This is a genomic window from Microbulbifer maximicatervae (SeqCode), assembly GCF_052467325.1.
In genome coordinates this window covers 2942704-2965857 of record NZ_CP174310.1, presented here as the reverse complement: position 1 = coordinate 2965857, position 23154 = coordinate 2942704, and the positions used below count along the sequence as shown (strand labels likewise).

Here is a 23154-nt window from a genome sequence, read left to right as displayed (position 1 = left end):
ATACTGATATGAAAAAGCGTTTACTAGTCGCCTTTCTCCTGTTGCTACCTATCGCTGCCCTTGAAGCAGGTGAGCATAAAGCCCTGGAGTTATCCACAATCCAAGTGATACCCATTCAGGACTCCGGCAATAACAGGGAATACGAGCTGTATATCAAGTTGCCTGAGAAATATGAGGAGAGTGACACCAAAAAGCATCCGGTCATTTATTATACAGATGCTTTGTGGGCGGTTGAAATACTATCGGCCACCACAGAGTATGCACTGGAAGATGCAATTTTGGTGGGCATTGGCTGGCGGAAAGGTATGCCAGCTGATGAAAATGAATGGTCGAGTCGATATCGGGACTTTAAACCAGCACTACCCTCAGATGATAAAGCTAACGATAAAGAATCCTTTAAAGGAGAGGCCCATCAGCATCTCGCCTTTATCAGAAATGACGTTATAAAGTATATCGAAAGCAATTACCGCGCGAATCCAGATAATCGGACATATTTCGGTTACTCATTTGGTGGTCTCTTTGGAGTCTATGCCTTAATAAGCCAACCGGATACTTTTCAGAACTACATTATCGGTAGCCCATCAAGATTGATCGGTACTTATATGGATTCTCGTCTTGAATTAGAGCCTAACAAACCATTGATAGAACTACCAAAACAAACCAATGTATTTATTGCCTACGGCGCTTTAGAAAAGGAGCTGGGTGCAACGGTAGAAAGGTTTGTTAGTGAGTTAAAGAGCCAAAAGTTGGCTAACTTATCCATAGAACCGGTGGTTATTGAATCGGCTAATCACACAACGGCGTTTCCAAAGACTTCAGTGCGCAGTATTTATTGGCTTGCGGATAAAGTGAAACACTAATCAATAGTATATCGAGCCATATTAATAAACCGTTAAAAATTAAATGCAGGATATAAAATGCTTATCAAGAAGCTAATCACAATCGGGCTAACGTACGGGATATTTACTACTGTAAGCGCAGGAGACCTACAGGCACCAGAAGTCAATATGGCCGACTATAGTAGCGACCTCACAGGCCTGGAGAGATCAATACCAAAGCTTAAAAAAGCATTTATAGATACAGCCCCAGCGGATAGAAAAGACGGTATTCCTGTTGGTGAAATCGATACCATCAAGGAGAGCTTGGAAAAACTGGCACGGGAAATAGCAGACAACCAACATACACCTTACGATAGCCTACTAATTGCTCAAAATAACAAACTGGTATTTGAATCCTACTACTCCCTTGGTCGTGTTAATTTTCCTCACCCACAAGCCTCTGCCAGCAAGGCCTATACAGCCCTGGCGATTGGGCGGGCGATACAGTTGGGCTATTTAACCATGGAAGACTTAGACAAGCCTGTCACTTCCCTCCTGAAAGGGCTGGATAGGACGAAGCTTGTTAAAGGCGCAGATCTTGTGACATTGAACCATGCCATGAGTATGCAATCTGGAATTCGTATTGATGAAAAAAAACGGGATGCCTTACTGGAAAATCCAGAGCATTTGACAGGAAAAAAGCTGGCCCAAATCTATTTAAGCCATAGCAAACCGATAACCTCAGAATCACAAACCTACTTATACCAAGGCTCAGACCCAATGATTGCAATGTTGGTGCTGGATGCAGTGGTTCCCGGTTCCGCGAGTGACTTTATTAAAGAAGAGCTGCTAGAGAAGATGGGGATCGACAACTATCACTGGAAGGAGGCCGTCAGCGGCGTGCCCCAGGCAGGGTCAAGGGCCATGATGACATCTCGCAGTATGGTTAAGTGGGGTACTTTAGTGCTCAATAAAGGTAAATGGAATGGTCAGCAATTAATTCCGGAAGCGTATATTGCCAAGGCCACTGGAAAGGTAGCTGTTCCCACAGATGATGAGTTCGATTATACCAACTTCTCCTACGGCTATTTCTTCTGGCGAACCCCCCTGAAAGTTGGCGACAAGAAATATATCGCAAAGTTTGGTTGGGGCGGTGGTGGCCAGTATGTCATGGCTATTGAAGATCTTGATTTAGTAATTGCCGTCACCGGCCACAGAGATGATGACAAAACCCTGGGCTTGATAGAGCAACGTATTTTGCCGGCTTTTGTATCTTCTGCATTAAGTGGTACAACTGGCTAAATTGTTACATTAATTTACCTTGCCTAGGCACTGTTAAAGTTTTCTGTCCAGCATTTAGGGCCTCTGGAATAAGGAAGCCCTAAATGCTGGACAGATTGTTCGATTACACAAGGGTTGCGGTAGCAATCGTTTTTGAAGTAGTAGGACCAAAGCAGGATTGTTAGGGCTCACTCTACTGGGAAAATTTGCTTTTTATCCCCATTGTCTTGCCTCTGTTGTCTTTTGATTCTCCTATAAATCTCTTCACGGTGAACCGCCAAGGTCTTGGGAGCGATTATGCCTACCCGCACCTGATTACCTTTAACTTCTAATATCGTGATTGAGACGTTTTCCCCAATCCTGAGGTTCTCGCCAGTACGGCGGTTTAAAATCAACATATTGGTTTCCTAATGAGACGCAAAGCATTGGCAAACCTCCCGCAACGGGAGGGCAAGGAAAGTAAGAACGGTTGCAGGTATTAGGAGGGGCGCGAGAACGGTAGGCGTAAAAGAAGAAAAGGCGGGCGCTAGACTCCCAGTGCTTAGGGAATCGCCTCAGGCTACTGAAAGTGCAACCTTTTATTGAAGACGAGCGGGTTTCTAGCGTACCATTCATGGAGCCACTTTGATAATGTAGATATCAATTTGGTTAGCTGGCCCCGGGTGTTGCCGCACCTTGGGTCAGCGCCTTTTACTGTCTCTTACGTCACGCTACCGTTCTCCTTTGAGAATGGGTCTTTTATACAACTCTTGATGCTCTTGTTTTATCTTGGGCTGCTGGCTTGTCGAAGCCGATTTGATCACGGCCCAAAATATTGCTAAATATCTATCGATTCTACGCAGCTTTGACGCTGAAGAAAACTGAATAAAATCCAATAAGATTATTTGGGCGCCTATATTTTTTTCTGTCTGTCTTGTGGGTATCAGTTTCTTATTGGATGTATCGGGTTAAATTGAGTTTGGCTTTATGTGTTTGTTAAATATTTAAACTGAATTATCCTGCCATAATTTATTTCATATTGAATTGGTTGGTAAGTGCAGGATAATGAATTTTCCCTGAGGTCTACTTATTAAATTTGCCGGTTAGCCTCCATGTACGATAAGAAAAAATGGCAATGGATTTGCCCCGATACGGGAAATATCCACAACCTAAAGCACACACAGGAATTCGAGACTTCATTTGGTGTGAAGCTTGAAAAGGGAGAGCCTGCGGCGGATATTGCTTGCCGAGTTATTTTCCAACCATTGTTTTACGCGGTCACGAAATCCTGAAGACTTAGATAGTCACGTAATGGTTCGTGAATCAAAGCGTGGTGGCAATGTGGAAGAGAGAGTTTTTTGTCCTGTTCGATGGGACTTCTCGCAACAGTTACCGGAGATTATTCGTGACCTGACATACCGAAATTGCCTTATAGGGGGAAGTAGGTAAATTATTTACCGGCAAGAAGGTCGCTCTGGGTTTAAGGAGCAGCAGGGTTGGTATATCTGTATGCGTTTAAATTTCAAAAGTAAACGTAATCCACAGTTGGGGCTTTGGGTTCGCAGTGTGCATTGGCGGAGAAATCGTCCGTTTGATGTGCGGGGGCACGGCGGTAAACGCTTTTGTATGATTTTGTCGGAATATCTCAGAAAACGATTATAAGCATCAAAAATGCAAAAGCCCCGGAAAACCGGGGCTCTGCATAATCACTGTCGGGCGTCTTGATTATGACCACACTTTGGTGGAAACCAGTGTTAACTGGTGCCATGAGAGCTACCCCAAAGGGACACCGACTATCGCTACTCACGTTGGTTAATATATTAATATATGGCGGCTTCGTCAATGAGAGAGGGGTAATTACAGGATTCTCATGGGCATTTGGTCTCCAATTAAGTCTTCTTGATTTTAAGTTAAGAAATTTTAATAGCCTAACTAACTGATTTATATGGAAAATGCAGGTTTTAAAGGTTTTAGCGGCAATCTGAGGGAATATTTATCGTCTTTGCTCTGTCTAGATGGCATCCCAGTCCGAGATTCTGGAGATTAATAATGATTAAGGTGGTCATATCAATGAGATATAAGGGCAAGGAAGTGTGGTAGGTTTGCCGTATGAGTTGAAGAGCAGGTTTTATTGAGCGCTAACAGAAGAAGCGTATTAAATTGGTAGATCTAGATTAGGATTAATCTAGATCTACCAATATTCCTGACAACTAGAATCGCTAAATATCAATCTTGCAAACTATTTTTACGCGCCGTTAATTTTGTTGGACTCTTCAACCCATTGCTGGTTAAAGCCTGCTTTTTTGGTATAGCCGATAAAAATATTCATTAGCCTTTCCATACAGCTCTCAAGATTCACTTTAAACTCTAACTCTTCGTCGGCCTGGTAATCTTCAGCTGCTTGGTCTGCCATGTCCCAGAAAAACTGGGTCAGTCTGCGAGTTTCATCTGCTGAAAGAGTATCACTGTTGCCGAGGATAATATTTTCAGCCCACCGATTGTTTAGCTTTTGGGCATAGTGAATGGCTACATCCTTAGCAGCAAGTTCATGTTCATTAAATTCCATTGCTATTTAGAAGCCTGATTATCTATTCCATTTTATATAAATAATGAATTCTTACTAGAGCCATTAACCTTCGCCAAGAAGATGTTCTTAGGTGGCTATTCTTTGAAAAGTGATATTAGATCGCCACAGGAACCCATTTTTTCAGTCTACAGGCTAATAAGTCTATAACCAATGGCATTAGTGCCCGAGCTTGTAGAGAAATTTGTGAGTGAGGGCACCGGTGTTGATGAGCAGGTGGGAATCCTGTTCCCATAAGGTACCGATTAAAACAGAGATTTAGTTAAATAGCGCGGGCTTGATGCCCGCGCTGATACTGTTACTTCTTGGCGTTTTTATTGCGGTCGGCAGCGCTCTTTGCCCGTGCAGCAAAGCTTCCTTTTTTGACACCACCTCCAGTCTCCTTTGCGGCGGCGCTGGTGATACGTGAAGCTGCGCTTTGGGTCATGGGTTTTGATGATTTCTTGCTCATATTTGTATTCCTTTTTAGCAATAACAGGCTGTGTGAATGCGACTGCATATCACCTTCGTTGAATAACCTGGTTAAAACACTGGCGCGAAATCAAACAGTAGGGGGTCAAGCTGTTAGCTTGTTCACGATAGAGGAGGCGCCAGTCGCGGCCGATCTTAAAGCGGATAATCTGGGGGCTTTGCTTGATACGCTTGCCCCCCAAAAGAGTGAAAGGGATACCCTCAGAGAGCTGCTGATGCAATGTGATTGCCTGCAATCTGTGGCAGTCGTGGATCTGGTGGGGGCATTTAGTCAGGATAGCTTGTAGTGAATGCACAATTTGGCTCCGTTACTTAAGTTCGGAGCCAGTATGTTTTCGTGCAATGCACTAAAAAGGAGTTATTGCAGGAAATCTAATAGATCATCAAACTCTTGTGCCTCGCGGTATGTCCGCTCGATCAAATGGGCATATTGCAGCAGTCTGGGATCTTTAGTGCTTATTTTCTGAGCAGATCGCCACGCCGCCTCAATATCGCCTTCCAGATAATGGGCCATCATGGCATCACCATTCGATAAGCTGGTGTTCTGAGCCAGTATTGCCTGAATCAAGTCTAGTGGACCATCTAGGGCAAGTAGCGGTAGCGTCTCGAAAGGGTTGGCAAGCTTTATTTCCCGCAAATTTTCTGTGCCGGATAGAACCTCAAGAAACTTTGAGACCTCGGGTTTAAGTAGCGCTATATCGATGATAGAGCGCCGTTCCAGTAACAGTGCCCCAAACACCGGAGTAATGTCATGTCGAAAGGCCTTGTCCTCAAAGACCCTTTTGACCTTCTTGGGGTCGGGTAGTAGTGACATAAGAATAACGGCGTTATATAGAGTGGTTATCTGATCCGGAAGAACTCTCTTTGATTGACGCTGGACGATTAATTGACCCTCGCAGTCGAACAGGCCATTGCGGTTCAGTGAACTGATTTTATTTCTGAGCCCCTCATGTTCCGACAGTTTTATCGAAAAGAGCTTTTTGATGGCCGCTGCTATTGTTATACCCTCATTGGCCTTAACCGGCACAGGCTTTCTCCAGTAGGCGCTCTCTGCTGCCCTGATAGGTTTCCGGGTCTTGCTTGGCTATATATACGGCCTGTTGATACCACTGGCTACCGCAGCTATAGGGTTCATGCTTGGTGTGTTCTTCCAGTGTGCCACGGCATATACCCGCTCTCATCGCCTCGGCCACCGAGGTTGAAATGCCTGCGATTAGGCCCTTTTCTCCCCGACGATTGTAGATAGCGACATACTCTTTGCAGCTGTGAATCAGCGTTTTGCTATCTACTTCTGTGGCAAAACTATTTGTGGAGATAAAGGCTAATAATGTTAAGAGGTGCTTTTTCATCGGGCCAATCCTTCTGTTGCTGTATCTTCCCCAGTTGCTTGCTTGGGGATACTGCTAGTTTTTGGTATTGCCCAGTAAAAACAAATTAGAACTATAATCAAATCCATCAGCTGCAAGTAGCTGTCGTATTTTCCAATGAGCAGGATAAACTCATCGACATCTATACTATTTTTTGTAATTAATAGGGCAAGAAAAGGAATTGACAGAAAAAATAATGACCCTATTAGGGTATACCAGCCGATATTTCTTAGGGGGCGGTATAATATGCTGGTCCATTTTAAACCCGCTTCCTTAGAGGCTGTAAGATGGTAGTTAATGAGTGAAAACAGTAGAAAACCAAATAGCATTTCCTGTGTGGATAGTTCCGAAAAGCTAAAGTTGCCTTCGAAAAATTCAACAAAAATGTAAATCAATGAAATTAGCCCCAGGAAAAATAGTAGGCTCTGGCCAAAAAACAATGAGATGGTTTTTGCCCTGTGTCGAGTGTTTTGAGTAGAGCTATTACTTGTCACTTGTATCCTTCCAAGTTTGTTTCTTTGAGTTAATCCACCGGCCAATAAATCCGCACCAGCGGCATCAGTGCCCGGCCTTCCAAATCGAAGCTCTCATAGTGGCTGACGATTAAGTCGGCCAGGTCATCGAGATCCACCAGAGTGAGGGGGAAGGTGGAGCGGTCGGCTTCGTAGCGGGCTTCGCGGGTGAAGCCGCCGGTGCTCACGAATAGGCCGGAGTCCCCTTCCCGCAGGGCGCCGATAAAGCCGCGTATGGCGGGGGCGCCCATGGAGCCGTTGCGATGTTTTACTTCCGCTTTAATGCGCGGCTGGGTAAGGCCCAGGCCGTCCGGTGAGGCGATCACATCCACACCGCGATCCGGGCCCTTGGGGGATACCTTGGCCTTAAAGCCCATTGCGCGCAGTATCGCCGCAACCAGTTCTTCCATTTCCTCGGGCAGCAGTGCGGCGATCTTGTCTTTGATTAATTCATGGCTCTGGGCCACGGTTTCGTCTTTAAGCTGTGCGCTATCAGTTTCTACGGCCTCGTCTTCCTGCGGCGTTACCGTACGGCCCTCGAATATGGTTAAGAAGGCCTCTATGGTTTCCTGGCTTAGGGAGAAGAGGGTGAGGGTGGAGCCGAGGGAGTTCTTAGCTTTCTGGGGCAGCTGGTCGCGGCTGACTTTACCGAGCCATTCCACCTTACGCAGGTTTGCGTAGTCACCGATAATATCCGGCTGGTAGAGGTATTCCCCTTTATCGACGCCCAACAGGTAGTTCCGGGTCTCCGGGTTGTAGCTCACAATATAATCGCCAGCGGCAATCTGATCGCGAAACTTCAGGATCATGGCTAGGGCATTGGCAGTGGCCGAGGGTTTGTCATTGCCGTAAATCTTGATGTATTCGTCCCGCAAGCTTTCAGTGCTTGAATACTGGCTTAGGTCTCCCAGCTGGGACCACCCCACTGCGGCAAAGCCTTTCTCGAAGTCTTCACTGTAAATACCACCGCGCCCGGCGCGGATCATCCATGCGTTGGTCATACTTCGATTTCCCTATTGCTTAATTTTTTTAACCCGTTGGCCGTTGCGCTGTGCCTTTTGCCTGGCTTGCGCAAGCGGTGCTGCTGAAGTGGCTGCTAGAAGCATTCAATGAAACTCGCTGTAGGTGTGTCAAGGCCGAAGCCTGGCCCGAAATGAAAGGTGGGTTAAAAGTGAGTGGCTACCAATCAGGCAAACCCCAAGGGTAAAAGCCCAAATGATCCTGTCGAAAATTTACATAATCGGCATATGGCTAAGGGTATTAGTTGGAAGCGGCAAACCTGAAAGGCCGCGATTGCCTGATGGAATATGATCGGGTACGAAGGTGCCAATATCGTGCGGCGTTGAGCGGAGGGCTAATGACTGGAGAGACTGACTTTTGTGCAGGGCGACAGTCCCCCCGTAATCGGGCAAAATTAGGCGCAATAAGATCTGTCGCCTTGCCAATAATGATGCCGGGGAGGGCGAAAACACCAAGGAATACGCTGTACATGGCCAAGAAGTCCGCAAAACCCAAGCAAACCGTCTCTTTTGAAGAGTCCCTCTGGGACAGCGCCAACAAGCTGCGCGGCTCGGTAGAGTCCTCTGAATACAAACATATCGTCCTGAGCCTGATCTTCCTCAAGTTTATCAGCGATAAGTTTGAGGCCCATCGCCAGGCGCTGATTGAGGATGGCAAAGAGGCGTTTATCGATACAGTGCCGTTTTACACCCAGAGCAATGTCTTCTACCTGGAGGAAGAAGCGCGCTGGGATTACATTATCAAGCACAGCAAGCAGGACGATATCGCCCTTAAAATCGATACCGCCTTGCACACCGTTGAAAAGGCCAATAAATCCCTGGCTGGCGCACTGCCGGATAACTACTTCTCTCGCCTGGGCCTGGAAGCCAGTAAGCTGGCGGCACTGCTGGATACCATCAACAATATCGAAACCCTTGCCAACGAGTGCCATATCAGTGAAGAGGATCTGGTGGGCCGGGTCTACGAATACTTCTTGGGTAAGTTTGCCGCGTCTGAAGGTAAGGGCGGTGGTGAGTTCTATACACCCAAATCGGTAGTGGCACTGCTGGCGGAAATGCTCGAACCCTACAAGGGCAAGATTTATGACCCCTGTTGCGGCTCCGGCGGTATGTTTGTGCAGTCCATTAAGTTTGTGAACAGCCACAACGGCAACCAAAAAGATATTTCTATTTACGGGCAGGAATACACCAGCACCACTTATAAGCTGGCAAAAATGAACCTGGCCATTCGCGGTATTAGTGGCAACCTGGGGGAAGTGGCTGGGGATACTTTCTTTAAGGACCAGCACCCGGACCTGAAGGCCGATTATATTATGGCCAACCCGCCGTTTAACCAGAAACAGTGGCGGGCAGATAATGAGCTTACCGATGATCCCCGCTGGGGCGGCTATACCGTACCGCCCACCGGCAATGCCAACTACGCCTGGATCTTGCATATGCTAAGCAAGCTGAGCGAGAGCGGCACTGCCGGCTTTGTATTGGCCAACGGCTCTATGAGTTCCAATACCAGTGGTGAAGGCACCATTCGCCAGGAGATTATCGATAACGACCATGTGGACTGCATGATCGCCCTGCCGGGCCAGCTTTTTTACACCACACAAATTCCCGTATGCCTGTGGTTCCTCACCAAAAACAAAGGGGAAGACAAGGTGCGTGGCTATCGGCAGCGCAAAGGCGAAACCCTATTTATCGACGCCCGCCAGATGGGCACCATGGCCAGCCGAATTCATAAAGAGCTGACCACCGACGATATCGCCAAGATTGCACAAACCTACCACGCCTGGCGCGGCGAGAAGAAAGACGGTGACTATGAGGATGTTGCTGGTTACTGCAAAGCTGCCAACCTCGAAGAGATTAAAGGCAATGATTATGTCCTAACTCCTGGGCGCTATGTAGGGGCCGCTGAAATCGAAGATGATGGCATTCCCTTTGAAGATAAGATGCGTGAGTTAAGCCAGACGCTGTATCAACAAATGAGAGAAGCAGAAGCACTGGGTAAGGCTATTCGCCAGAATCTGGAGGTATTGGGATATGGCGAATGATAACTTGGTTTATACCGTCGAAGAGTTAATTCTTTCTGGTGCTTTAGAGAAGCCACTAGATGGAAATCATGGAGATATTCATCCAAAAGGAAGTGATTTTGTTGACTCTGGTATCCCTTTTATCATGGCATCAGATATGGTGGATGGGCAGATAGATATAATTCGTTGCAAGTTTATAACAAATGAGCAAGCTAAGACGCTTAGGAAAGGCTTTGCTAAGCGTGGTGATGTTTTGCTCTCGCATAAGGCAACAATTGGTAGAACGGCGCTTGTCGAGGATATTGAAACAGATTTTGTCATGTTGACTCCTCAAGTTACATACTACCGAGTTAAGGATTATTCTGTACTAAATAATCGATATTTAAAATACTATTTTGATTCAGCCCCATTTCAGAGCTTGTTTAATCTTTGGGCTGGTGGAGGATCTACCCGAGCATACTTAGGAATTACTGGGCAGAGAAAACTTCCTATTTATGTTCCCGCTATTGAAGTACAAAATCAAATCGTTGATGTTCTCAGTTCCTTGGACAAAAAAATCCAACTCAACCGCCAAACCAACCAAACCCTAGAACAAATGGCCCAGGCCCTGTTTAAAAGTTGGTTTGTGGATTTTGATCCGGTTATCGATAACGCCCTCGCCGCAGGCAAGCCTATTCCCGATGCCCTGCAAGCCCGCGTCCAACGCCGCCAGCAACAACTGGCCAAGCCGGATCATAAACCCTTGCCGGAAGAGTTTCGCCAGCACTTTCCCTGTGAGTTTGAACATACCGAAGCTTTGGGTTGGGTGCCGAAGGGGTGGCTAGCAGGGAAATTGCAAGATTTACTTATTTTGCAAAGGGGGTTTGATCTTCCGAAAAAGAATAGAACAGAAGGTTTTTACCCGCTAATTGCTTCAAGCGGTCAGGATGGCTTTCATGGTGAGTGCAAAGTTAATGGGCCTGGCCTAGTTACAGGACGAAGTGGAAGGATTGGTGTTGTCACATTCGTACATGGAGATTTCTGGCCATTAAACACTACTCTGTGGGTAAAAGAATATAAAAATTCATCAGTATATCATGGCTATTTTCTCCTGAATTCTTTCGATATAAGCCGATATGCGGCGGGATCAGCTGTGCCCACATTGAATAGAAATCATGTGCATGAGCATCCTTGCGTGGTTCCGCCCAAAAAAATAGTAGACGTATTTGATAAGTTTGTGGTTCCTCTGTTTCAAAAGATTAAATTACAGCAAGATTTGTGTGACGAACTTACAAAGCTACGAGACACTCTCCTACCAAAACTAATCTCAGGTGAGTTGCGTATTCCAGATGTAGAAAAAGAAGTGAGTGACGCAGTAGCCTAAAGTCAGAGTGAAAAAGGATTTTCAATGAAGTTTACCGAAGCCCAACTAGAAAACGCCATAATCCAGCTATTGGAGCAGCAGGGTTATCCCCATATTACCGGGGAGACGCTCTTCCAGAGCGCTGATGGGCCCCGAGGGGCGACGGAAGTCTTGATCAAGGAAGATCTGCGCAGTTTTTTGAGCAAGCAGTATGCGGCAGAGGGTATTACTGCAAGCGAGGTGGAGAGCATTATTCGCCAACTGGAGCTGCTCTCCCCCAGCGATTTGTATGATAGCAATAAAAAGTTCTGCAAATGGCTCAGTGATGGCTTCTTATTTAAACGGGAAGATCACACGCAAAAAGATCTCTATATCCAGCTGATTGATTACAGCGACCTGACCGAGATGCGCATCCCCACTGAGGGTGAGGTGGATACACTGCCAGCCACACCTGTCAAAGAGGGGGGCGCAGGCTATAGAACAGGTGCGACCAATATCTATAAGATCGTTAACCAGCTGGAAATTGAGGGTGTGGCCTCGGCCAGCGGTGGCGAGCGGCGTATCCCCGATGGCATTTTGTATATTAATGGCCTGCCCCTGGTGCTGTTTGAATTTAAAAGTGCCATCCGGCCGGAAGCGACTATCCACCACGCCTATACCCAAATCTGCACCCGCTACCGCCGGGATATTCCGCAGCTGTTTGTGTATAACGCCCTGTGTGTGATTAGTGATGGTGTCAACAATAAAATGGGCACCCTATTTGCACCCTATGAGTTCTACTACGGCTGGCGAAAAATCACCGGTGAGGAAACCCTCAGTAAAGATGGCCTGGATTCCCTCACCACTTTATTGCAGGGGCTATTTGACCGGCGCCGCCTGCGCGAGGTACTGCGCCACTTTATCTTTTTCCCCGATAAAACCCATCAGGAAATCAAAATCGTCTGCCGCTATCCCCAGTACTACGCGGCCACCAAGCTCTACCAGAATATTTATACACACCTGAAAAGGCCCAATGGCAAAGGGAGCTATAGCGGCGATGGTAAGGGCGGTACCTACTTTGGTGCCACCGGCTGCGGTAAAAGCTTTACCATGCAGTTCCTAACCCGCCTGCTGATGAAAAGCGCCGCCTTCGAAAGCCCTACCATTGTGCTTATTACCGATCGCACAGACCTGGACGACCAGCTGTCACAGCAATTTACCAATGCGAAAATTTATATTGGTGACCAGATTGTAGAGAGCGTGACTTCCCGCGCGGATCTGCGTGAAAAATTGCAGGGTCGCCAGAGCGGTGGTGTCTTTTTGACCACCATCCATAAATTTACCGAAGATATTGAGCTGCTGACTGAGCGCTGCAACGTGATCTGTATCAGTGATGAAGCCCATCGCAGCCAGATTAACCTGGATCAAAAAATCACGGTGGTAGAGACCGGGATTAATAAAGGGGTTAAGAAAACTTACGGTTTTGCCAAGTACCTGCACGATTCACTGCCCAACGCCACCTATGTCGGTTTTACCGGAACCCCCATCGACGCCACCCTGGATGTCTTCGGCCCCACGGTAGATCGCTACACCATGAATGAATCGGTGAAAGATGAAATCACCGTGCGCATTGTGTATGAGGGCCGTGCGGCGAGGGTGATTCTGGATAACGACAAACTCAAGGAAATTGAAGAGTACTACGCGGAGTGTGAGAAAGACGGCGCTAACGAGTATCAAATAGACGAAAGCAAAAAAGCCATGGCCAGTATGAACGCCATACTGGGGGACGAGAATCGTATCCGCGCCCTGGCAAAGGACTTCGTCGCCCACTATGAAAACCGCCTGGCAGAGGGCTCTACCGTCGCCGGTAAAGCGATGTTTGTGAGTAGCTCCCGCCAGATTGCCTATCAGTTCTATCAAGAGCTGGAAGCCCTGCGCCCCGAGTGGTTTGAGGTACTGGCCTGTGCTGAAGGTGAGCAGTTAACGGAGAAAGAGCGCAAGGAGCTAAAACCCTCCGAGCGGGTCCGTATGGTGATGACCCGCAATAAAGATGATGACAAGGTGCTGTGGGACAAGCTCGGCACCAAGGAAGATCGCAAAGAACTGGACCGCCAATTCAAGCAGGCTAAATCCAACTTCAAAATCGCCATTGTTGTGGATATGTGGCTCACCGGCTTTGATGTGCCGTTTCTCGATACCTTGTATATCGATAAGCCGGTATCAAAGCACAACCTGATCCAGACGATTTCGCGGGTGAACCGCAAGTTTGAAGGCAAGAGTAAAGGGCTGGTGGTGGATTATATTGGTATCAAAACCAATATGAATAAAGCGCTGAAAACCTTTGGCGGCAGCAATACGGACAACTTTGAAGATATCGCGGCTTCTATTGTAGAAGTGCGCAATCATCTGGATTTGCTCAATCGGGCTTTTCACCACTTTGACAGCAGCGGTTACTTTAGCGGCGACCCGGTAAGCCAGCTCAACTGCCTTAATCAAGCGGCTGAGTATGCCCTGCAAACCGAGAAGACCCAAAAGCGCTTTATGGATATCGCCAAGCGCTTAAAGGCGGCCTATGACATCTGCTGTGGCAATGAGGAAATAAGGCAAAAAGAGCGGGACCAGATCCACTTTTATTTGGCCATCCGCTCCATTATTTTTAAACTCACCCGGGGTGACGCCCCAGATACCGCACAGATGAACGTCAAAGTCCGCGAGATGATCGCCGAAGCGATTCGTAGTGACGGGGTAGAGGAGATCTTTAAGCTTGGAGAAGAAAAGGGCGGCGGCCCCATCGATATTTTTGATGAGGACTATTTGGCCAAAATTGAAAAAATCAAACTGCCGAATACCAAGATCAAGCTGTTACAGAAGTTGCTGGAAAAAGCCATCGGCGAAGTGGCCAAAACCAATAAAATGCAAAGTGTCGACTTCAGTAAGAAGTTCAAAGCCCTGGTAGAAAAATACAACGAGCGCAAGGAAGAGGATGTTCTGGTCAGCAGTGTGCTGGAGGACTTCTCCAACGAGATTATCGACCTCTACCAAGACCTGAAAACGGAAATGACCTCATTCGCGGATATGGGGATCAATTACGAGGAAAAAGCCTTCTACGATATCCTCAAATCCCTCTCGGTAAAGTACGATTTTTCTTACCCGGAAGACAAGCTGGTCGAATTGGCTAAACGAGCCAAACAAGAAGTCGACAGCGTCGCCAGCTTCCCCGCCTGGAACCAGCGGGAAGATATTAAGGCTGAGCTGCAAGTGAAGCTGATTCTGCTGTTAGCGGAGTTCGGCTATCCACCAATTGCCAATGATGATGTGTTTAAAGAGATTCTGGAGCAGGCGGAGAACTTTAAGAAGCGTCAGGTGGAGTTGGTGGATTAGTAGTACTCTAGCAATAACGAATAACGGTACCTTGATTTGGTCAGGTCTGCTATACCGACTACGGTGTACATGACATCAAAAAATCGAAGTTTCTCTGTGCGAGATTAAGGACCAAAAAAGACTTTGTTTTGGGGGCTGAGAAGGGGTTTCTGGTAAAAGTTATCTAATAAAAATGGCTCGCTACGAGCCATTTTTTGTGTTGATAAGTGTTGTTATATTATGCTGCTTTGGCAAAGCTTTCATCTAGGCTTATATTTTCTTTAATTATAAATTCTTTTACGTCTATATAAGTATTCATGCGTTCATTGGCTTCAGATAAATTACATAGTATGTCTTCAGCGGTCTCAGTTATAAAAAGCTCTAATATTTGGATGAGGGGATTGAATTCATCACCCTTAAATTTTTTTAAAAGTTTTACTTTCTCAAATGCTGCTTTAAAGCCTTTCAGTTTGAACCCAATAATATGTTCGTATCGTCTATCCCAGATCACTGTTAAAAATTCATCTATTCGATCAGAGATTGTAATTGTGTCTCTGGATAAGTACTCAATATGATCCATGCTTGAGTAATAACAAGCTTTCTTAACAAAGTTTTCAGAAGCTTGCGTATCAAAATGATTAGCTAGAAATTCGTTTAGTCTTTCCATTTTGAATTACCAGATTTGTTTATCATATCGATTTATATAATCTTTAGGTAGGTGGGGCCTGTTCTGATCTGCCCTAACTAGCTCAAACTGTACCACCTTCCCTTTAATGAGTTGATCATCATCAAAAACAACATACACTGCAAGGACAGCATTTTCCGGTGCAAGTTCACGTTTTGCCATACATACCATATGTGGAACATACTCATAAACATAAGTGGGGTTCACTATGTAAATGAAGACATCTTTCTCGCCCTCTTGACCAAAGCATGGACGTCTTAAGCCCCGAAATAGCGCGGAACTGCTTTCCAGCCCTTTTGAGGCATCGGGAAAGATAAGTGTACCCTGAGTGTTCAGTTCTTCATGGTAGCCGATATTGTTGACCGGCGGTATTAAGCCACAAACATTATAGAAAAGCTGATAAAGCTCAGTTTTGGCGCCAATATCAGCATAGTTTTGAACTAATTCTCGATCAATTCTAAGTGATATTTGTTGGTCTTTATTGTTTGGAGAAGGTGCGGATATTTCAAGTGGAAGCAACTCCTGTAAAGATTCCGACATCCGACTCTCCGAGAGAATTTTGCCGGAGCGTACAAAATTCCACGATATCGGTCAATCAGGAACTAATATACTGGTAGAAATATGTGTCAGTTATGATTGATCTGTATTTCTCTGGTCGGCTACCTCTTGAGTAGAGGTAGCCGACCAGAGAAATAGGGTTATGTTGGAATAGGGGAGTTTTAGGTAGAGGGTTTCCATAATTGTTTTCGTTTGTTGCTATCTATTTAGGGGTGTTGCTTTATAGCTCTTGGGATTTCCAAATCATCTACGATACCTTCTTTCAGGTTTTCTGGTTCATCAGGACTGTTCTGGGTTGATTCGCTGTGACGCTTTTCTATATCAGGCAATAGTCCTTCAAGTCGCTTCTCCGCGTCTTCAATCGCTTTTTTTATTTTATCGTTCATATGTTTACCCCAATTTAAAAACGCAGTAATCCGGTAGGGAAGGCTTGTGCGTAGTATTTACATATTTTTACCATTTCAAATTTTATTATTGAGCGACCGTTGATTTTGAAAGCCTTGGTGGTCACTCGAAAGATGAGAATATTCTATTTGGGTTCTTTATTATAGCTGAGCTTTGATTTGTAGTGGGCGTTCAACTTAGATTCGAGTTGCTTTAATCGGGTGACAATATCCTGAAATTGTCCAGGATCTTGAAGAAACATGCCTCCTTCAAGGGATTCCTCATGGTCTGCAGTGAGGAGCGCGAGTCCGTTTCGGTCGGGGATAAGTTTTAATTCGCTGCGCAATACTGCTTCGTTTTCGCTAGTGCTCCCCAGTGAATGGACAGTTCAATATCTTCCGAGAATCGATCAATGGCAGAGAAGCATTTGCTGAGCGCAGTACTACTCTTGAAGGCAACGTCCATACCCCCTAGAAGTTCTTCGTCATATAGCAGGTGGAGAATCTCTGCCACTCAAAGATCCTTTTCCAAATATTGAGCTGGCAGGCTAGCTGGATGGTATTGGGCGCCTGCACGCAATAGATCGGCTAACTCTTTACGCCCCCTGTTGGAGGTGTAGTGGTTGAGAATATTGGTCATTTTATGGTTTTTCTAGTTTCTCTGATTGAAACAATCCAGCTCTCTGGCAGATTGGAATGTTCCAACTTTTTGAGGGTTTCGCGGGCTTCCGTCTTTCCCAGTCTCAACCGGGCGATGGCAAGTTTTATAATGCGGGGAGAAGCGGATTTGGAGGGGATGGTGGAAAGCCCACGTAAAAGCGCCCCTTCCGGTTTCTGACCCCATTTCAGCTTTGAGGCGCTGGTGTGCTTGGCTACCACTACTTCATTGCCCACCCTAAATTCCTTGCTGGGGCCACTGGTCCAAAAGATGGTTTTCATTGGCGCCTGCGTTTGCAGGCCAAGGCGGTAGGCTTCTTCCTGCCCCTGTGGAACGAGCTTGTGCTTATGTTGTCTTGCCCAGACGATGGCGACCTTTGTTGCACTGGGTTGGACCTTTAAGCCAGGTATTGAAGAGATGGTTTTGGGGCGGGCGTATAACCCCTTGGAGATGCGCAACAGCTCTCCGGCCTTCACCAAACGACTAAGAGCCTTCTGTACAGCCGTTTCACTCCCAAGCGTGTACAGGCGGTTGACAGGGAAGGGTTCTCCTCGCTGGAATCGCTTGATTCGTTGGTGGACGCTTTCAGAAACTGACACTGTAACAATCCTGGCACTACCGATGATAGGCTGTTTTATTCTAGCCCCCGTATTCTGTAGCTTTCAAGAAGTAATATGTCAGGATAATTAGGTTTACCTGAAGTCAATAATGTAGGATAAATTCGCTTACCGTAAGACATGTTGGCGAATTGAGGCCTTTATGGTTATCAACCACGGGCCCAGGCCTCGCAGCGTACAGGTGTTGGTCAAAATACATACACCTATTGCTTTATTAACCATATATTTCGTGATATCTATAAAAAATAGCGAAATCTATACATATTCATGCAGAAGTGTATAAATTATTGGGAAATCTATGCATATCTTGTGTGTGTTTATAATTTGCATAGCTAAGAAAGGATCGCCATGCCATATCAAGTACAGCCATTACCCATTGGGGATGGGCTAGGCTGGAAACTAAACCGGTCCTGAAAAAAACTGCCTCTGCGCACCGATATTTGGCGGAGCTCAAAGGTGTGTCGGCCTCGATTCCTAACGAAGCTATTCTTATCAATACCCTCACGTTGCAGGAGGCGAAAGACAGTTCTGAAGTTGAAAATATCATCACCAGTCACGATGATCTTTATAAAGCCGAGCTTTTCACAGATTACCTCACTACTGCGACCAAAGAAGTTCAAGATTACTCTGTTGCCTTGAAGCAGGGCTTCGAACAAGTCAGGCATCAAAAACTTATCCGCCTAAACGATATTTTAGATATTCAGCAAACCTTAGAGCGGAATAAAGCGGGCTTAAGAAAGTTGCCAGGTACAGAGCTTAAAAATCAGCAAACCGGTGAAATTGTCTAAACACCACCGCAAGATAGCCAAGAAGTCGAACGGCTAATCAATAATCTCGTCGAATACATCAATGATGAATCGCTCTCCGATTTAGACCCCTTGGTAAAAATGGCGGTCATTCATTTTCAGTTCGAATCGATTCACCCCTTCTACGATGGCAACGGCCGTTGCGGGCGTATCCTCAACATTCTGTATCTAGTAACCCAAGATTTGCTGAATAATCTATTCAGGCATCCGTATACAAAAATTGAATTTGTGGTGAACGATCTCGGGGTGACGCGCTTGACCGCCACCAAATACCTGGATCAACTGGTTGAAAGCGGATTTTTACAGAAACAAAAAATTGGGAGGGTTAACTACTATATCAATACACCACTCTGTGATTTATTTATTCGTAATCCTGATGCGCCAAAGCTCTAAATAGTGATTTAAAGTCGAGCTAACATGCCAAAGAGCGTAGCTGTATTTGGATCACATCCCATCTTGGCTAAGAAGGTTGCTTAGTTTTAGAAACTGAAGGTGCCCTAGTTTTGATCTGGAAATAAAAAAGGCCAACCTTGCGCTTGGCCTTTCTTGATCTGGTGGAGATGGCGAGACTTGAGTAGTTGGCTGTAGCTACCGTATTTGCTCGGTTTCTGTTTGGTTTAATTACAAAACCCCACAGATACCCCCACCACTAGAGCAAAGTAACCTCCAATTTGGCGCGTGATTTATCCGACTCAACTGTGCCCTAGGCTCTCTCTATACGTCATGCCCCAGCAGGCATTCCTGGGGCTCTTACTGATGTGAAAAAATCTTTATCGATGTCAACAATTGTCAACTGGCGAGCGGTCTCCTTGATTGTGGGGAGACCTTTCTCTCGTGTATAAGTGCATCTCGTGAATATTGTAAGGAGTGCATCACATGATCGATGGTTGGGGCTTTGTTCTTTTTGAAGTGAGTGGCTAAGTGGGTTTTTAAGTTGGTTAATGGGTAGAAATGTGGGTATTCCTAACACAATATTGATCTGCTCCGCTTATTTAGAAGGTTCCGACAGGCATTGAGCCTGTCAGATGAAAAACGTCCAGCGCCTAGCGAGCTGCCAAAAGGGAAATCGAGATTATCTATTGCTATTCACTCTTTTAGAGCCGACGTACATTGCAAATAAACGAAGGCCGATGGAAATTAAGACAAGCATATTTGGCGCTGTATGAGCGGGTATTGCCTTTAATTGCGTGATTTCTCTTTGAAGGGTCATCGTTTGGTGTGTATTGGTCTGGTGCTTTGGAACTTTGATGACATTTTTTTTAAGTAATTTATCGAACGACTCGATTTCTCCCGCAAGCATATCCAGGAGTTCCAATTCAGTCTTGCCTTCCCATGGTAGCTGTGTCCTATATGCGTCAACTGCTTTACCAAGTTTTTTCCACTCTTCTGCGAGGAAGGCTTCAAGTGATGAAAGGGTTCTCAGCTTCGAGTTCATGGACTGATTGACTCGGTAGGCGTTTTGTCCATGAGCGCCGCTTGCCATCATTCCACCAAAGTGCTGTACGTTATGTTTGGCGGTATTCAGGTTTCGGCTGATTAAGTTAAGTTGATCCAGAGTGCGAACCAGAGTCTGATCAAATCTCGGATCTTTATCCTTAATCGCTGTCAGAGCGGTGTTAACCAGTCGACTCACCTGTATCTTGGTTGCATGTTCGTTGATGGACATATCCCTTTATCCTCGTAAATCCATTGGAGAATGTGTTTCACCTCTCTGATTTGAGATGAATGCGCCACATTCAGGTTTTTGCTTGATGAAAACGCGAATTCTAAATTAAACCTGCCGAGTGTCTTGGTCTAAAAGAGTACGAGCCATTGCACGGAAGCAGTGGGCAGTCATGGTTTCATTGTCATAGCCGAGTGACCAGGGCTAGAGCCTACTCAGCAAGAGGGATAATGTGTGGCTGGCCCATTTTCATTTTTCGCTGGGCAGTTTTATGTGCTTGGCATCCCAATTGATTTCCGTCCATTCAAGTTTTTGCAATTCTCTAGTGGGCAGAGTAGGAGAGGGGGTAGTTTTAGGGCTGCTCTTACTACTGGGGTGTCCAGGTATTCGTCTATGGCAGTTAGTAGACGCCCAAACTCAGCAGGGTCTGTAATTGCTGCCAGGTGCTTTTTCTTGGTGGGGCAGTGGCGTAAACCTGCTCGCCCCCGCAATTAACCCCACCAAAAATGGCTGAATTGGGGTTAGATTAACTGGGATGGCCCAGATAAGCAAAAGCCCCGGAAACACTAGGTTTGCGGGGCTTTCGTGGGCTGTCTGAGACAGCAATTTGGTGGAGATGGCGGGAGTCGAACCCGCGTCCGTCAGCACTCTGCCAGAGGCTCTACATGCTTAGCTCCGTCTATTGATTTAACCCATTACAGCCCGGCGGTCAGGACGTATAGGGCGATCCCGAAAATTGTTTAACCGCTTACCCACGGGTATGGCTTGCGGCGATCCAGTTCTGTATAACAGTCTACAGCGCGATACTGGAACCTTGCTGAAGACTGCTAAGGGACGAACCCTTAGTTAGTGCTTCACAAGCTGCTTACGCAGCGAGTTGGGCACCGTAGTTGTCGTCGTTGGCAACTAATAAAATACAGCTTTGGATTTACGAGATTCGCTGCCATCTCGGCATGCACCCAAGGTTTCGTAACCGGCGTCGAATCCAAGTCATCCCCGATAAGAAACACTCATGTGTGTCACCTAAGTATACCTCAAAATTCACGTTAGCAATAAATTTTATGTAATTGGCATTTGAGCGATCAGAGTCGCTTTAGTCAGGCGCTTTGAGGGAGGGCTTAGGTGGGAAGGGGGTTCCCGGCGGTGAGGTACCGCCGGGAGGGAGATCAGCTTAGCGAATGGACTGCACGAAAGCGGTCAGGATCAGCAGTGGGCAGACGATGCGCACGTACCAGGGCCAGATCTTCCAGAACAGGGTCTGTTCGATATCTTCGTGGCCTTTTTTGAGCTCACTCAGCAGCTGATCGCGGCGCCAGATCCAGCCAGCAAAGATACATAGTGCAATGCCGAGCAGAGGTTGGCCGTATTCGGTGCTGATGCTGACTGCCAGTCCGAAGAGGGCGTCGAAGTTGTAGATGATGCCGCAACTCACGCCGAAGATGATCAGGCCAACGATCGGGGTGGCGATGCGGCGAGGGATATTCAGGTTCTCGATAGAGAAGGCCACCGGTACTTCCAACATGGAAATGGAGGAGGTGAGGGAGGCGATAACCATCAGCGCGAAGAAGGCGATGGCGACGAATATCCCGGCTTCACCCATGGTGTCGAACAGTGCCGGCAGCACTTGTAGGATCAGGCTTGGGCCAGCGATCAGGGAGCCGTCGGCAGAGAAAATCTGGGTGCCGGCTTCCTGGGCTACGTACATGGCGGGTAGGATCAGCAGGCCCGCTGTGAAGGCGATGCCCACATCAATCAGGGTTACCAGGGCGCCGAGGCGCGGCAAGCTCTCCTGCTTGCTCAGGTAGGAGCCGTAGATCAGCATGGTGCCTACACCCAAGGACAGGGAGAAGAAAGCCTGGCCCATGGCGGAGATCAGCAGATCCGGGGTGAAGTGGTCGAAGTTGGGCATCAGGTACACTTCCAGGCCGGTCAGGGCGCCGGGCTGGGTGAGTACGTAGCAGATCAACAGCAATAACAGGATGATCAGTGATGGCATCAACAGGGTGGACCAGCGCTCGATCCCCTTCTCAACACCACTGGCGATAATCAGCATGGTGAGGCCACTGAAAATGGCGGTCATGATCATATTGCGACTGGTGCTGTTGCCGGCCAACCACTGGGCCGCCTCTTGGGCGCCGAACAGGCCGGCGAAAGGTTCGGCCAGGTGGGCTACCATCCAGCCCGCCACAATGGCGTAGAAGCTCAGGATCAGGGAGGCCACCAGGATGCCGCCGAAGCCGGTCAGGCCCCCGAAAAAGCGGCTGATGGGTCCATTGGAAATGGAGCGCAGTGCCTGCACCATATTGCGGCGCGCGTGGCGGCCAATGGTGAGTTCAGCCATCAGGGCCGGGTAGGCAAGCGCAAAGGCTAGAAATAAATAGGCGACTACAAAGGCGGCGCCGCCGTTACTGGCGGCCTTGGTTGGAAAGCCCCAAATATTGCCGAGACCAACGGCGGAGCCCGCCGCAGCCATCAAAAAGCCAATATTCGAGCTGAACTGTCCTCGCGGTGCACTCATGGTAAATCCCGTAATTATTCTTCTAATAGTTCACTGTGCACTATTTGTGCGCCGAGCGCATTAGGCGCTGCTTTTCGCGGTTCCAATCGCGCTTCTTCTCAGTCTCGCGCTTGTCATGGCTCGCCTTACCTTTAGCAAGGCAGACTTCGCACTTCACCAGATGCCCTTTCCAATACATGGCTGTAGCAACCACAGTGTGGCCTTTCTGCTCAACAGCGGCGATCAGCTTGGAAAGCTCGCGCTTGGTGAGCAGCAGGCGACGGGTGCGGTCGGGCTCGGTAACAAAGTGGGTGGAGGCACTGGGTAGCGGCTGGATGTTGGCACCCAGCAGCCAGGCTTCCCCGTTTTTGAAAATGACATAGCTGTCGGTCAGCTGGGCTTTGCCCTCCCGACAGCTTTTGACTTCCCAGCCTTTCATCTCAACGCCCGCCTCAAACTTTTCTTCAATGAAATAGTCGTGGCGGGCCTTCTTGTTGAGGGCGATGGTATTGGATGTTTGTGCTTTCTTTTTCTTGGCCATGAAAACTACGAGT

Annotated in this window: 25 protein-coding genes and 1 other RNA gene; 9 read left to right on the top strand and 17 right to left on the bottom strand. The window is 47.1% G+C overall.

What is annotated here, in order from left to right:
- Positions 1-8: 8 nt before the first annotated feature.
- Positions 9-860: an alpha/beta hydrolase gene (locus tag ACJJIE_RS13345; RefSeq protein WP_444892003.1), complete on the top strand. Its 852-nt coding sequence runs from the start codon at positions 9-11 to the stop codon at positions 858-860.
- A 57-nt stretch (positions 861-917) separates the two neighbouring features.
- The gene (locus tag ACJJIE_RS13340) at positions 918-2120 is read left to right on the top strand and encodes a serine hydrolase domain-containing protein (protein ID WP_444892002.1); all 1203 of its coding nucleotides are present in this window, start codon (positions 918-920) and stop codon (positions 2118-2120) included.
- Between the two features lie 167 nt (positions 2121-2287).
- Here the strand turns inward: ACJJIE_RS13340 and csrA are convergent, their stop codons facing one another.
- Entirely contained in the window at positions 2288-2497 is a 210-nt protein-coding gene (gene csrA, locus ACJJIE_RS13335; RefSeq protein ID WP_282931298.1) for a carbon storage regulator CsrA, read from the bottom strand.
- A 693-nt stretch (positions 2498-3190) separates the two neighbouring features.
- Between csrA and ACJJIE_RS13330 the strand changes: the two genes are divergently transcribed.
- Together ACJJIE_RS13330 and ACJJIE_RS23260 are read left to right on the top strand one after the other, a co-directional pair.
- Entirely contained in the window at positions 3191-3370 is a 180-nt protein-coding gene (locus ACJJIE_RS13330) for a hypothetical protein (protein ID WP_444892001.1), read from the top strand.
- Positions 3371-3389: 19 nt separating this feature from the next.
- Positions 3390-3527: a YjaZ family protein gene (locus tag ACJJIE_RS23260; RefSeq protein WP_507021887.1), complete on the top strand. Its 138-nt coding sequence runs from the start codon at positions 3390-3392 to the stop codon at positions 3525-3527.
- 796 nt (positions 3528-4323) lie between these two features.
- On the opposite strand, the gene ACJJIE_RS13325 is transcribed toward ACJJIE_RS23260, so the two are convergent.
- The 7 genes from ACJJIE_RS13325 to ACJJIE_RS13295 all read right to left on the bottom strand — a co-directional run bounded on the left by ACJJIE_RS13325 (position 4324) and on the right by ACJJIE_RS13295 (position 8013).
- On the bottom strand, positions 4324-4644 hold the full coding sequence (locus ACJJIE_RS13325) for a hypothetical protein (protein ID WP_444892000.1): 321 nt from the start codon (positions 4642-4644) through the stop codon (positions 4324-4326).
- Between the two features lie 316 nt (positions 4645-4960).
- Positions 4961-5089, bottom strand: a complete 129-nt coding sequence (locus ACJJIE_RS13320; protein ID WP_444894770.1) for a hypothetical protein — start codon at positions 5087-5089, stop codon at positions 4961-4963.
- A 73-nt stretch (positions 5090-5162) separates the two neighbouring features.
- Positions 5163-5429: a ParE family toxin-like protein gene (locus ACJJIE_RS13315; RefSeq protein ID WP_444891999.1), complete on the bottom strand. Its 267-nt coding sequence runs from the start codon at positions 5427-5429 to the stop codon at positions 5163-5165.
- 62 nt (positions 5430-5491) lie between these two features.
- The gene (locus tag ACJJIE_RS13310; protein WP_444891998.1) at positions 5492-6160 is read right to left on the bottom strand and encodes a hypothetical protein; all 669 of its coding nucleotides are present in this window, start codon (positions 6158-6160) and stop codon (positions 5492-5494) included.
- Positions 6150-6482, bottom strand: coding sequence for a hypothetical protein (locus ACJJIE_RS13305; RefSeq protein ID WP_444891997.1), 333 nt, complete (start codon positions 6480-6482; stop codon positions 6150-6152). Before ACJJIE_RS13305 ends, ACJJIE_RS13310 begins: the two co-directional genes overlap by 11 nt.
- Positions 6479-6994 (bottom strand): hypothetical protein, encoded by a 516-nt coding sequence (locus ACJJIE_RS13300; protein ID WP_444891996.1) that lies wholly within the window; start codon positions 6992-6994, stop codon positions 6479-6481. Before ACJJIE_RS13300 ends, ACJJIE_RS13305 begins: the two co-directional genes overlap by 4 nt.
- 29 nt (positions 6995-7023) lie before the next feature.
- On the bottom strand, positions 7024-8013 hold the full coding sequence (locus ACJJIE_RS13295) for a restriction endonuclease (RefSeq protein WP_444891995.1): 990 nt from the start codon (positions 8011-8013) through the stop codon (positions 7024-7026).
- A 488-nt stretch (positions 8014-8501) separates the two neighbouring features.
- On the opposite strand from ACJJIE_RS13295, the gene ACJJIE_RS13290 reads away from it, so the two are divergent.
- The 3 genes from ACJJIE_RS13290 to ACJJIE_RS13280 are packed head-to-tail and all read left to right on the top strand — an operon-like array spanning position 8502 to position 14754.
- Positions 8502-10073, top strand: a complete 1572-nt coding sequence (locus tag ACJJIE_RS13290; protein WP_444891994.1) for a class I SAM-dependent DNA methyltransferase — start codon at positions 8502-8504, stop codon at positions 10071-10073.
- Entirely contained in the window at positions 10063-11415 is a 1353-nt protein-coding gene (locus tag ACJJIE_RS13285) for a restriction endonuclease subunit S (protein ID WP_444891993.1), read from the top strand. Before ACJJIE_RS13290 ends, ACJJIE_RS13285 begins: the two co-directional genes overlap by 11 nt.
- 24 nt (positions 11416-11439) lie before the next feature.
- Positions 11440-14754, top strand: a complete 3315-nt coding sequence (locus ACJJIE_RS13280; RefSeq protein WP_444891992.1) for a type I restriction endonuclease subunit R — start codon at positions 11440-11442, stop codon at positions 14752-14754.
- Between the two features lie 217 nt (positions 14755-14971).
- Here the strand turns inward: ACJJIE_RS13280 and ACJJIE_RS13275 are convergent, their stop codons facing one another.
- From ACJJIE_RS13275 to ACJJIE_RS13255, 5 genes are all read right to left on the bottom strand, one after another.
- On the bottom strand, positions 14972-15400 hold the full coding sequence (locus tag ACJJIE_RS13275; protein WP_444891991.1) for a hypothetical protein: 429 nt from the start codon (positions 15398-15400) through the stop codon (positions 14972-14974).
- A gap of 6 nt (positions 15401-15406) precedes the next feature.
- On the bottom strand, positions 15407-15958 hold the full coding sequence (locus ACJJIE_RS13270; protein ID WP_444891990.1) for a hypothetical protein: 552 nt from the start codon (positions 15956-15958) through the stop codon (positions 15407-15409).
- Between the two features lie 224 nt (positions 15959-16182).
- Complete coding sequence (locus ACJJIE_RS13265; RefSeq protein WP_444891989.1) at positions 16183-16362, bottom strand: hypothetical protein; 180 nt, start codon at positions 16360-16362, stop codon at positions 16183-16185.
- A 328-nt stretch (positions 16363-16690) separates the two neighbouring features.
- A complete protein-coding gene (locus ACJJIE_RS13260; RefSeq protein ID WP_444891988.1) occupies positions 16691-16873 on the bottom strand; it encodes a nucleotidyl transferase AbiEii/AbiGii toxin family protein in 183 nt (60 codons plus the stop codon).
- A gap of 122 nt (positions 16874-16995) precedes the next feature.
- Positions 16996-17616 carry a DUF6088 family protein gene (locus ACJJIE_RS13255; protein WP_444891987.1) on the bottom strand — a complete coding sequence of 207 codons (621 nt, stop codon included), beginning with the start codon at positions 17614-17616 and terminating at the stop codon, positions 16996-16998.
- Between the two features lie 476 nt (positions 17617-18092).
- On the opposite strand from ACJJIE_RS13255, the gene ACJJIE_RS13250 reads away from it, so the two are divergent.
- On the top strand, positions 18093-18422 hold the full coding sequence (locus ACJJIE_RS13250; protein ID WP_444891986.1) for a Fic/DOC family N-terminal domain-containing protein: 330 nt from the start codon (positions 18093-18095) through the stop codon (positions 18420-18422).
- A 36-nt stretch (positions 18423-18458) separates the two neighbouring features.
- Positions 18459-18833 carry a Fic family protein gene (locus tag ACJJIE_RS13245; RefSeq protein WP_444894769.1) on the top strand — a complete coding sequence of 125 codons (375 nt, stop codon included), beginning with the start codon at positions 18459-18461 and terminating at the stop codon, positions 18831-18833.
- Between the two features lie 679 nt (positions 18834-19512).
- Here ACJJIE_RS13245 and ACJJIE_RS13240 read toward each other — a convergent pair.
- The 4 genes from ACJJIE_RS13240 to smpB form a co-directional block, all read right to left on the bottom strand.
- Complete coding sequence (locus ACJJIE_RS13240) at positions 19513-20106, bottom strand: hypothetical protein (RefSeq protein WP_444891985.1); 594 nt, start codon at positions 20104-20106, stop codon at positions 19513-19515.
- A gap of 605 nt (positions 20107-20711) precedes the next feature.
- Positions 20712-21101, bottom strand: a transfer-messenger RNA (tmRNA) gene (ssrA, locus tag ACJJIE_RS13235).
- A 173-nt stretch (positions 21102-21274) separates the two neighbouring features.
- Positions 21275-22621, bottom strand: a complete 1347-nt coding sequence (locus tag ACJJIE_RS13230) for a sodium-dependent transporter (protein ID WP_444891984.1) — start codon at positions 22619-22621, stop codon at positions 21275-21277.
- A 40-nt stretch (positions 22622-22661) separates the two neighbouring features.
- Positions 22662-23141, bottom strand: coding sequence for an SsrA-binding protein SmpB (gene smpB, locus ACJJIE_RS13225; RefSeq protein WP_282931304.1), 480 nt, complete (start codon positions 23139-23141; stop codon positions 22662-22664).
- Positions 23142-23154 lie beyond the last annotated feature (13 nt).

Excerpts from the sequence above, each read along its gene's own strand:
- csrA (WP_282931298.1), bottom strand. The coding sequence starts at position 2,497 with ATGTTGATTTTAAACCGCCGTACTGGCGAGAACCTCAGGATTGGGGAA.
- ACJJIE_RS13280 (WP_444891992.1), top strand. The coding sequence starts at position 11,440 with ATGAAGTTTACCGAAGCCCAACTAGAAAACGCCATAATCCAGCTATTG.
- ACJJIE_RS13230 (WP_444891984.1), bottom strand. The coding sequence starts at position 22,621 with ATGAGTGCACCGCGAGGACAGTTCAGCTCGAATATTGGCTTTTTGATG.
- ACJJIE_RS13270 (WP_444891990.1), bottom strand. The coding sequence starts at position 15,958 with ATGTCGGAATCTTTACAGGAGTTGCTTCCACTTGAAATATCCGCACCT.
- smpB (WP_282931304.1), bottom strand. The coding sequence starts at position 23,141 with ATGGCCAAGAAAAAGAAAGCACAAACATCCAATACCATCGCCCTCAAC.
- ACJJIE_RS13345 (WP_444892003.1), top strand. The coding sequence starts at position 9 with ATGAAAAAGCGTTTACTAGTCGCCTTTCTCCTGTTGCTACCTATCGCT.
- ACJJIE_RS13290 (WP_444891994.1), top strand. The coding sequence starts at position 8,502 with ATGGCCAAGAAGTCCGCAAAACCCAAGCAAACCGTCTCTTTTGAAGAG.
- ACJJIE_RS13320 (WP_444894770.1), bottom strand. The coding sequence starts at position 5,089 with ATGACCCAAAGCGCAGCTTCACGTATCACCAGCGCCGCCGCAAAGGAG.
- ACJJIE_RS13305 (WP_444891997.1), bottom strand. The coding sequence starts at position 6,482 with ATGAAAAAGCACCTCTTAACATTATTAGCCTTTATCTCCACAAATAGT.
- ACJJIE_RS13325 (WP_444892000.1), bottom strand. The coding sequence starts at position 4,644 with ATGGAATTTAATGAACATGAACTTGCTGCTAAGGATGTAGCCATTCAC.
- ACJJIE_RS13295 (WP_444891995.1), bottom strand. The coding sequence starts at position 8,013 with ATGACCAACGCATGGATGATCCGCGCCGGGCGCGGTGGTATTTACAGT.
- ACJJIE_RS13265 (WP_444891989.1), bottom strand. The coding sequence starts at position 16,362 with ATGAACGATAAAATAAAAAAAGCGATTGAAGACGCGGAGAAGCGACTT.
- ACJJIE_RS13330 (WP_444892001.1), top strand. The coding sequence starts at position 3,191 with ATGTACGATAAGAAAAAATGGCAATGGATTTGCCCCGATACGGGAAAT.
- ACJJIE_RS13340 (WP_444892002.1), top strand. The coding sequence starts at position 918 with ATGCTTATCAAGAAGCTAATCACAATCGGGCTAACGTACGGGATATTT.
- ACJJIE_RS23260 (WP_507021887.1), top strand. The coding sequence starts at position 3,390 with ATGGTTCGTGAATCAAAGCGTGGTGGCAATGTGGAAGAGAGAGTTTTT.
- ACJJIE_RS13275 (WP_444891991.1), bottom strand. The coding sequence starts at position 15,400 with ATGGAAAGACTAAACGAATTTCTAGCTAATCATTTTGATACGCAAGCT.
- ACJJIE_RS13285 (WP_444891993.1), top strand. The coding sequence starts at position 10,063 with ATGGCGAATGATAACTTGGTTTATACCGTCGAAGAGTTAATTCTTTCT.
- ACJJIE_RS13240 (WP_444891985.1), bottom strand. The coding sequence starts at position 20,106 with ATGTCCATCAACGAACATGCAACCAAGATACAGGTGAGTCGACTGGTT.